This window comes from Archangium sp. (assembly GCF_036388035.1).
Classification (GTDB): Bacteria; Myxococcota; Myxococcia; order Myxococcales; family Myxococcaceae; genus Archangium.
The window spans coordinates 21,282-28,293 of record NZ_DASVSO010000725.1; the positions used below are offsets into that span (position 1 = coordinate 21,282).

Here is a 7,012-nt window from a genome sequence, read left to right on the forward strand (position 1 = left end):
AGACCCCGACGTCGGGGTCCACCACTGCGATTCAGCACGCTAGAGTGCCCCTGCGCCGACGAGGCGTTCCCGACCATGGCCACGAGGAAGAGCGAGGACAACGAGCGTCTCATCGACCGCGATCTCACCGCGCTGGCGCGCGACGGGAAGCTGACGGCCGCGCACGGCGTGGACGGGCCGGTGACGGAAGTGCTGGGCCTCCTGACACGAGGGGGCAAGCACCCGCTGCTCTCCGGCGAGCCCGGGGTGGGCAAGTCCGCCGTGGTGCAGGAGGTGGCGCGCCGCATCACCGAGGGCCGTGTGGACGCGGAGCTCGCCCAGGCGCGCATGGTGGAGGTGTCCGTCGCCAACATCCTGGCGCGCAGCACCCAGCGCCAGGCGGCGGAGAGCTTCGAGGAGCTGCTGGCGTGGTTGAGCCGCTACCCCTGCCCCATCGTCTACATCCGGGACCTGCCCGCGGTCATTGGAGGGCCCCTGGCCCCCGTGGCCTTCCGGGCCCTGCGCACCGGAGGCATCCGCTTCATCTTCGAGACCGAGCCCAAGCGCGTGCAGGAGCTGCTGCGCGCGGACGAGGCCTTCTCCGAGCGGCTCCACCTCGTCCCCGTCAATGAGCCGCCCACCGAGCGGGCCCGGTGGATCTTGGGCCGCGTGGCCGAGGAGCTGGAGCGCGAGCTGCACCTGCCCATCGACCCGGCGGCGTGCGACCTGACGCTGCGGCTGGCCTCCAAGTTCCTCCTGGCGCAGCGGCTGCCCCGCAAGGCCATCGAGCTGCTCAAGGAGACGGCCGCCGAGGCCGCCGGCGGCGCCAAGGACCGCGTGGGCCCCGAGGACGTCCTCACCCGCTTCTGCGCCACCACCCGGCTGCCCCGCTTCGTCGTGGACGACGCCATGGCGCTGGATCTGGAGGAGACGGAGCGCTTCTTCGGAGAGCGGCTGCTCGGCCAGACGGACGCGGTGCAGGCCGTGCTGCGCTCGGTGGCGCTGCTCAAGGCGGGGTTGAACGACCCGCGCCGGCCGCTCGGCGTGTTCCTCTTCGCCGGCCCCACGGGCGTGGGCAAGACGCAGCTCGCCAAGCTGCTGGCCGAGTACCTCTTCGGCTCGCAGGACAGGCTCGTCCGCCTCAACATGGCGGACTTCCCCAACGACGGGGACGAGAGCGTTCCCTTCGGCGCCTCGTGGGCTCCCGCGGTGGAGACGAAGCGCGGCGAGCTGACGGCGCTGCTGGAGGGCAAGGTGTTCACCGTGCTGCTGCTCGACGAGTTCGAGAAGGCCGCGCGCAGTGTGCACGACCGCTTCCTCCAGCTCTTCGACGAGGGCACCTTCGTCAACGGCGCGGGAGAGACGATCTCCTGCAACAACACCGTCATCGTGGCCACGTCCAACGTGGGCGCCGAGGTGTACCGCGAGCCGGCCATCGGCTTCATGGGCTCGCGCCGCCCCGAGGAGCTCATCTCCGAGGTGGACCGGCGCATCGCCGAGGCCTTCCGCCCCGAGTTCCTCAACCGCTTCGACGCCATCTGCCACTTCCAGCCGCTGACGAAGGTGGAGATCCGCAAGATCGCCCAGCGCGAGGTGGGCCGGGTGCTGGAGCGCGAGGGCATCCGGGCACGCGCGCTGGACGTGGAGGTGACGCCGGCGGTGGTGGACCTGCTGGTGGAGCGGGGCTACTCGCCGCAGTTCGGCGCGCGCTACCTGCAGCGGGAGATCGAGAAGACGCTCACGGCGGCACTGGCGGTGGAGATCGCCCGCCGGCCACTGCCTCCGGGAGCGCCGGTGCGCGTGGAGACCCGACCGGGCGGCAAGGTGGTGGCGGTGGCCGAGCTGTCGCCGCGCCCGCGCGAGGACACGGCACAGCTCGCGCTGCCCACGGAGAAGTCCGTGTCGGCGGTGAAGCGACGGCTGGACAAGAAGTCGCTGCTCAACGAGATGGACCGGCTGGTGGGCCGGGCACGAGCGCTGTCGGTGTCGGCGAACCGGCCGAGGCTGGAGGAGCGGCGCGCGCAGTTGCTGGCGGAGACGCAGGCGCCCAACCTCTGGGACGACCCGCAGCGCGCGGCGTCGACGCTGAGGGCCTTCCGGACGGTGGAGGCCCGGATCAACGAGCTGGACCGGATGGAGGAGCGGACGACCTTCACGCGGCGGCTGGTGCGCGAGGCGAAGGGTGAGGCGCAGCTCGCGTCAGCGGCGAAGCAGGTGGAGGAGGTAGCGCGCGAGGTGCAGATGGCCGAGGCGCTGGACGCCGCGGGAGCGACGGACCACGGCGACGAGGCGCTGGTGGACATCTGCGCGAGCGAGACGGGTGAGGGACAGGACACGTGGGTACAGGAGCTGGCGACCATGTACCTGGGCTGGGCGGAGCGGCGCGGCTACGAGGCCATCGCGGTGGCGGAGGCGGAGGAGCCCTTCCGGGTGGTGGTGCGGATCGCCGGACCAGGGGCCTACGGCTACCTGGCGGGCGAGGCGGGCCTGCACCGGCGCATCGACGACGACAAGCGCCAGCGCGCCTACGTGCGGGTGCACCGGGGCGGGCCGGTAGAAGAGGAGGAGAGCCTGGACGTGGAGGGCCGCGACGTGAGGCGGCACGAGGGCACCTTCCTCTCGCGGGTGAAGACGGAAGTGACGGTGAAGGACGAGACCACGGGCCGGATGATGACGCTGGCGGGCGCGGGCGAGCTGAACGAGATGAAGGACATCGCCTCGCGGGTGGTGAAGGGCCAGGGCGGCAGCAACACGGCGGACGAGGCCCGGCGCTACCACCTGGGCCGGGGTGCTCGGGTGGAGGATCCGCGCACGGGCGCCGGCACGCCACGCGTCAAGGACGTGCTGCGCGGCGAGCTGGACGTCTTCATCGCCGCGTGGATCTCCCGTCCGCCCCCCGGGGGGCCCACCCCCTCCGCGAGCTGAGAATGAATCGCGCGCACTGGAGACAACTGGGCGTGCTGTTGGCCCTGGCCGTGCTCACTGGATGCCGCACCGTCCCCGTCCAGGTGTCTCCCCAGGCCCCGGAGCCGCGCTTCAGCGGCCGGGTGGAGCGTGGAGACCCGGGTGGCCCCCGTTTCGCCTGGGGAGGCACCGCTCTGATGGTGCGCTTCACCGGCACCTCCCTCGGCCTGCGCCTGCTCGATCTTCCCAAGGTCGAGGAGTTCGCCCCCAACCGCTTCCGCTTCAGCGTGGACGGTGCCCCCTTCCGTGACCTCTACGTGGGGGAGGGGCTCCTGCTCTACCGCATCGCCGAGGGCCTTCCCGAGGGCGAGCACGTGCTGCGCCTGGAGAAGGAGACCGAGTCCGTCGTCGGGGAGACGCAGCTGCTCGGGTTCGAGCTGGACCCGGGCGCCCGGCTGCTGCCCGCACCTCCGGCGCCTTCGCGCCGCATCGAGTTCATCGGGGACTCGGGCCTCACGGGCTACGGCATCGAGGGCAAGAACGAGTTCTGTAGCTTCAACGCGGAGACCCAACGCAGCTCCCTCACCTGGGCCGCCCTCACCGCCCAGGCCCTCGGCGCCGAGGCCTCCATCATCGCCTTCTCTGGCAAGGGCGTGGCCGTCAACTACTCGAACGACCCCACCCCCACCCTGCCCCAGCTCTACGAGCGCACCCTCCCCTCTCGCGACGACAGCCGCTGGGACTTCTCCTCCTGGGTGCCCGACGCGGTGGTCATCCAGCTCGGCGCCAATGACTTCTGGAAGGAGCACCCCGGCGAGGAGCGCTTCCGCGGCGCCTACCGTGCCCTGGTGGAGCGCATTCGCGCCAACTACCCCAGCGCCCACATCGTCTGCGTCCTGGGCTCCGGCATCACCGACACCCACCCCAAGGATCTCAAGGCGCGCACCCACGCCCGTGCCCTCATCTCCAGCCTGGTCGAGGCCCTACGCCGGTCCGGCGATCCCCGCGTGCACTTCGTCGAGGTCCCTCCCAGGTTCGACGACGAAGGCCTGGGCTGTACCTGGCACCCCAGCCGGAAGACGCACCAGCGGACCGCCGACCAGATGACGCCCTGGCTGCGCGAGCTGCTCGGCTGGAAGTAGCTCCGCGCCTCAGGGCTTCGGGGGCTCGGGAGGCACGGACGGAGAAGCGCCGGGCGACAGCAGCGAGTCGCACGTGCTGCCCTTCAGCCACTGACGCTGGCAGGCCTCGCGGGCCAGCGGCTCGCGGAACTGCCAGAGCACCATGAAGAGGACGAGGAGCGTGATGCCGATCCAGACCGCCAGCGCGCGCGGTTCCGCCTCCTCGTCCTCGCGCACCAACACGAGAGCGGAGCGCAGCACATCCGTCCGGTCCACGGTGGCGTTCTTCGGCAGCCTCGGCCGACGGGTGATGAGGGCCGCCAGGTCCGGCGTGAGCTTCAGCCGGTCGTTGAGCGCCCAGCCCGAGCCTTCCAGCAGCAGCGCCAGGTTGCGCTTGCGCAGCTTGAGCCACCCCAGCAGGCCCGAGGGCAGCATCACCACGGCGACCACGATGATCGTCGTCGAGATGAGGTCGAAGAGCGTGAGCGACTTCACCTGCGTCACGATGAAGGCCAGCGACGAGCCCAACGCCGCGAACGTGATGCCCACCGCCGCGATGAAGCCGCCCGGTCCCCCCACCTGTCCCGGCACGGGTGCCGCCGGAGCCCCCGGTGCTGGGGGTGTCGGAGGTTGTGCCGCCGTGGTGGCGACCGTGGTGCCGTGCGCGTAGGTCTTCTCCAGCTCCGAGTCGAGCGACTTCTCTCCGGCCGTCGCCATCCCCTCGATCTTCGAGGAGATGAACTTGCCGATCCGCTCGAACGGCATCGTCATCGACTCCCAGAGCGACACGGGATGGCGGACCACCTGGGTCACCACGGCGTCGAACTCGCGGCCCTCCACGTCGTAGAACACGCCGCGTTTGCCCACCGCGAGCTCTCGGCTCCGGCCACGCGTGACGGGCACGGCCACCTCATAGTGCTCGCCCCCCTCCTTCGCCATCACCTGCACGTAGAGGGTGCAGGTGGTGCCCTGGCTCGTCAGTGCGAGGTGCGCGGCATGGTTCGTCACCAGCACCGACAGCCAGAACCTGCGGCCTCCGAGGATGAGCGTCCCCTTCTCCACCAGCGCCCGCCGCTTCGTCTGGTAGAGGTCCGGCATGCTGATGAAGTTGTTGGCGAGCGTCAGCAACCAGCGCTGGTAGAGGAGCAACCGCTCCAGCTCGTCCACCGCGTCCAGCTTGTCCTTCAGCGCCAGGTCCGCCCGGCACGCCGCCTCGAGGGCCTCCAGGTCCGCGTCCGAGATGTCCGCCAGCGTGTCCACCCAGGTGCGCAGCGGGCTCGCGTCGATCCGCGCCTGCCACGCCAGGATGGCCTCGGCCTTCGCGGACAGCTCGCGCCACGCGGTGTCCACGAGCGTCGCCATGTCCCCGGTGAGCGGCACCGCCACGTCCCGCCGGAAGGTGTCGAGCTTCTCGAAGGCCGGGCCCCGGTACAGCCGGGACCAGCGCAGCGCGCCCCCGGGCTCCGGCGGCGCCACGGGCAGCTCCGACACCACCCGCGAGAGCGCCTGGGTGTCTCCGAGCGCGCCCTGCACCCGGCCCGCCTCCAGCTTGAGGCTCGCCACGGCTTCGGGCTGCGCCGCGACCAGCCGGCACTGAAGGAAGTACGTGTCGAGCAGCGGTCGAATCTCCTGGAGGCGCCGGGCCTGCTCCACGCTCCGCCCCCCCCACACGAGCACCGCCTCCCTGCCCGCCAGGTGTGCGAGCAGCGCCGTCCGCTCCTCCCGGAAGCGCTGAAGCATCGGCAGGTCCACCCCCGTGTGCCCCGAGCGATTCTTCACCTCGGGGAAGCAGGCCAGGAGCTTCTCCGCCAGGGGCCGCAGCGGCACGGGCAGGAAGGCCGGGGCGACGATGCCATCTCCGTTCTGCCCCGCCTCGCGCAGGGCCTTCTCGCTGGCGCGCACCTGCTCCAGTGAGATGCGCGTGCGCACCTCCACCTTGAGCGTCCCCAGCAGGATGCCGGCCACGTCCCGCAGCTTCACGCCCTCGTCCGAGAGCGCGTCCAGCTCCAGCACGTCACTCGCCGCGTCCGCGCCCTGGTACGACTTCAGCAGCTTCGCCGCGTGCTCGACGGCGGCCCGCACCTCGCTGACACGGATGCGTCCGTTCTTGTCCGTGTCCACGAAGGCGAGGAAGCGCGGGTCGCAGTTGAGCCCCTCGACCGGGCAGGCGGTGGCCAGCCACTGCGTCTCCGGGATGCGGATGGCCTCCACGAGCACCTCGAAGGAGGGGATGGAGACCTGGAGCGAGCCTCCATAGCGGCGGTAGACAAGGGGGCGCGTCATGGGGCGCAAGAGAGCATACCGCCCGCCCTCCGGCCACCCGAGCGAGCAACCGAGCGCCTGGGGACCGGTCCGGCCCCTCTGTCGTGCAACGAGCGTGCGTCCCACCGGTCTCCACATCGACTTGCTTGCATCCAGACCCCCCAACGGGGCATGTCACAAGGGGTGAACCAGCCAGAGCACCAGCAGGAAGTGACCGGGTCGCGGGAGATGGGCGCAGCCGAGGGCGGAAACATCTTCCACGCCTACACGAAGCAGCCGCCGTCCCGCGGCGGCCTCCGGTATTTCCTGTACGCCGTGGCCTTGCTGCTGCTCATCGGACTGGGCGCCTTGTTCATACAGATCGAGCCGGAGGCCACCCCCTACCGCATCGAGACGCTCTGGGGCATGCGCACGGTGCGCAAGGGCATGTCGCCGCAGGAGGTGCAGGGCCTGCTCGGCCAGCCCACCAGCAAGGAGCGCCGGGGCAACCTCGAGTGCTACCAGTATGGCAAGCCCACCATCAACGCGCCGAGCTTCACCCTGCACGTCGTCTGCTACGAGGACGGCAAGCTGCGCGAGGTGTCCGAGAAGCGCTACAATTCGTGGGTGGTGACGAAGGACGGGGCCATCTCCCCGGCCCCGCTCGATTACAACCCCTTTCCCGTGGATCCCGTCAGCCCCGCCTCGCCGAGCATCGCCAACACGGCCTCGCCGTAGCTCAGCGCGCCATGCCGCGGGCGTGGCGG

General features: G+C 70.9%; 4 protein-coding genes. 3 read left to right on the forward strand and 1 reads right to left on the reverse strand.

Going from position 1 to position 7,012, the window contains the following annotated elements:
• Positions 1-75 precede the first annotated feature (75 nt).
• Complete coding sequence (locus VF697_RS29885) at positions 76-2,904, forward strand: AAA family ATPase (protein WP_331100224.1); 2,829 nt, start codon at positions 76-78, stop codon at positions 2,902-2,904.
• Positions 2,905-2,906: 2 nt separating this feature from the next.
• On the forward strand, positions 2,907-4,025 hold the full coding sequence (locus VF697_RS29890) for an SGNH/GDSL hydrolase family protein (RefSeq protein WP_331100226.1): 1,119 nt from the start codon (positions 2,907-2,909) through the stop codon (positions 4,023-4,025).
• A 9-nt stretch (positions 4,026-4,034) separates the two neighbouring features.
• Here VF697_RS29890 and VF697_RS29895 read toward each other — a convergent pair whose 3' ends face one another.
• A complete protein-coding gene (locus tag VF697_RS29895; RefSeq protein ID WP_331100228.1) occupies positions 4,035-6,287 on the reverse strand; it encodes a kinesin in 2,253 nt (750 codons plus the stop codon).
• Between the two features lie 207 nt (positions 6,288-6,494).
• Between VF697_RS29895 and VF697_RS29900 the strand changes: the two genes are divergently transcribed.
• Positions 6,495-6,983 carry a hypothetical protein gene (locus VF697_RS29900; RefSeq protein ID WP_331100230.1) on the forward strand — a complete coding sequence of 163 codons (489 nt, stop codon included), beginning with the start codon at positions 6,495-6,497 and terminating at the stop codon, positions 6,981-6,983.
• The last annotated feature ends 29 nt before the right edge of the window (positions 6,984-7,012 follow it).

What these genes read in the sequence shown, in the direction of transcription:
- VF697_RS29890 (WP_331100226.1), top strand. Translation starts at nt 2,907, where the DNA reads ATGAATCGCGCGCACTGGAGACAACTGGGCGTGCTGTTGGCCCTGGCC.
- VF697_RS29900 (WP_331100230.1), top strand. Translation starts at nt 6,495, where the DNA reads ATGGGCGCAGCCGAGGGCGGAAACATCTTCCACGCCTACACGAAGCAG.
- VF697_RS29895 (WP_331100228.1), bottom strand. Translation starts at nt 6,287, where the DNA reads ATGACGCGCCCCCTTGTCTACCGCCGCTATGGAGGCTCGCTCCAGGTC.
- VF697_RS29885 (WP_331100224.1), top strand. Translation starts at nt 76, where the DNA reads ATGGCCACGAGGAAGAGCGAGGACAACGAGCGTCTCATCGACCGCGAT.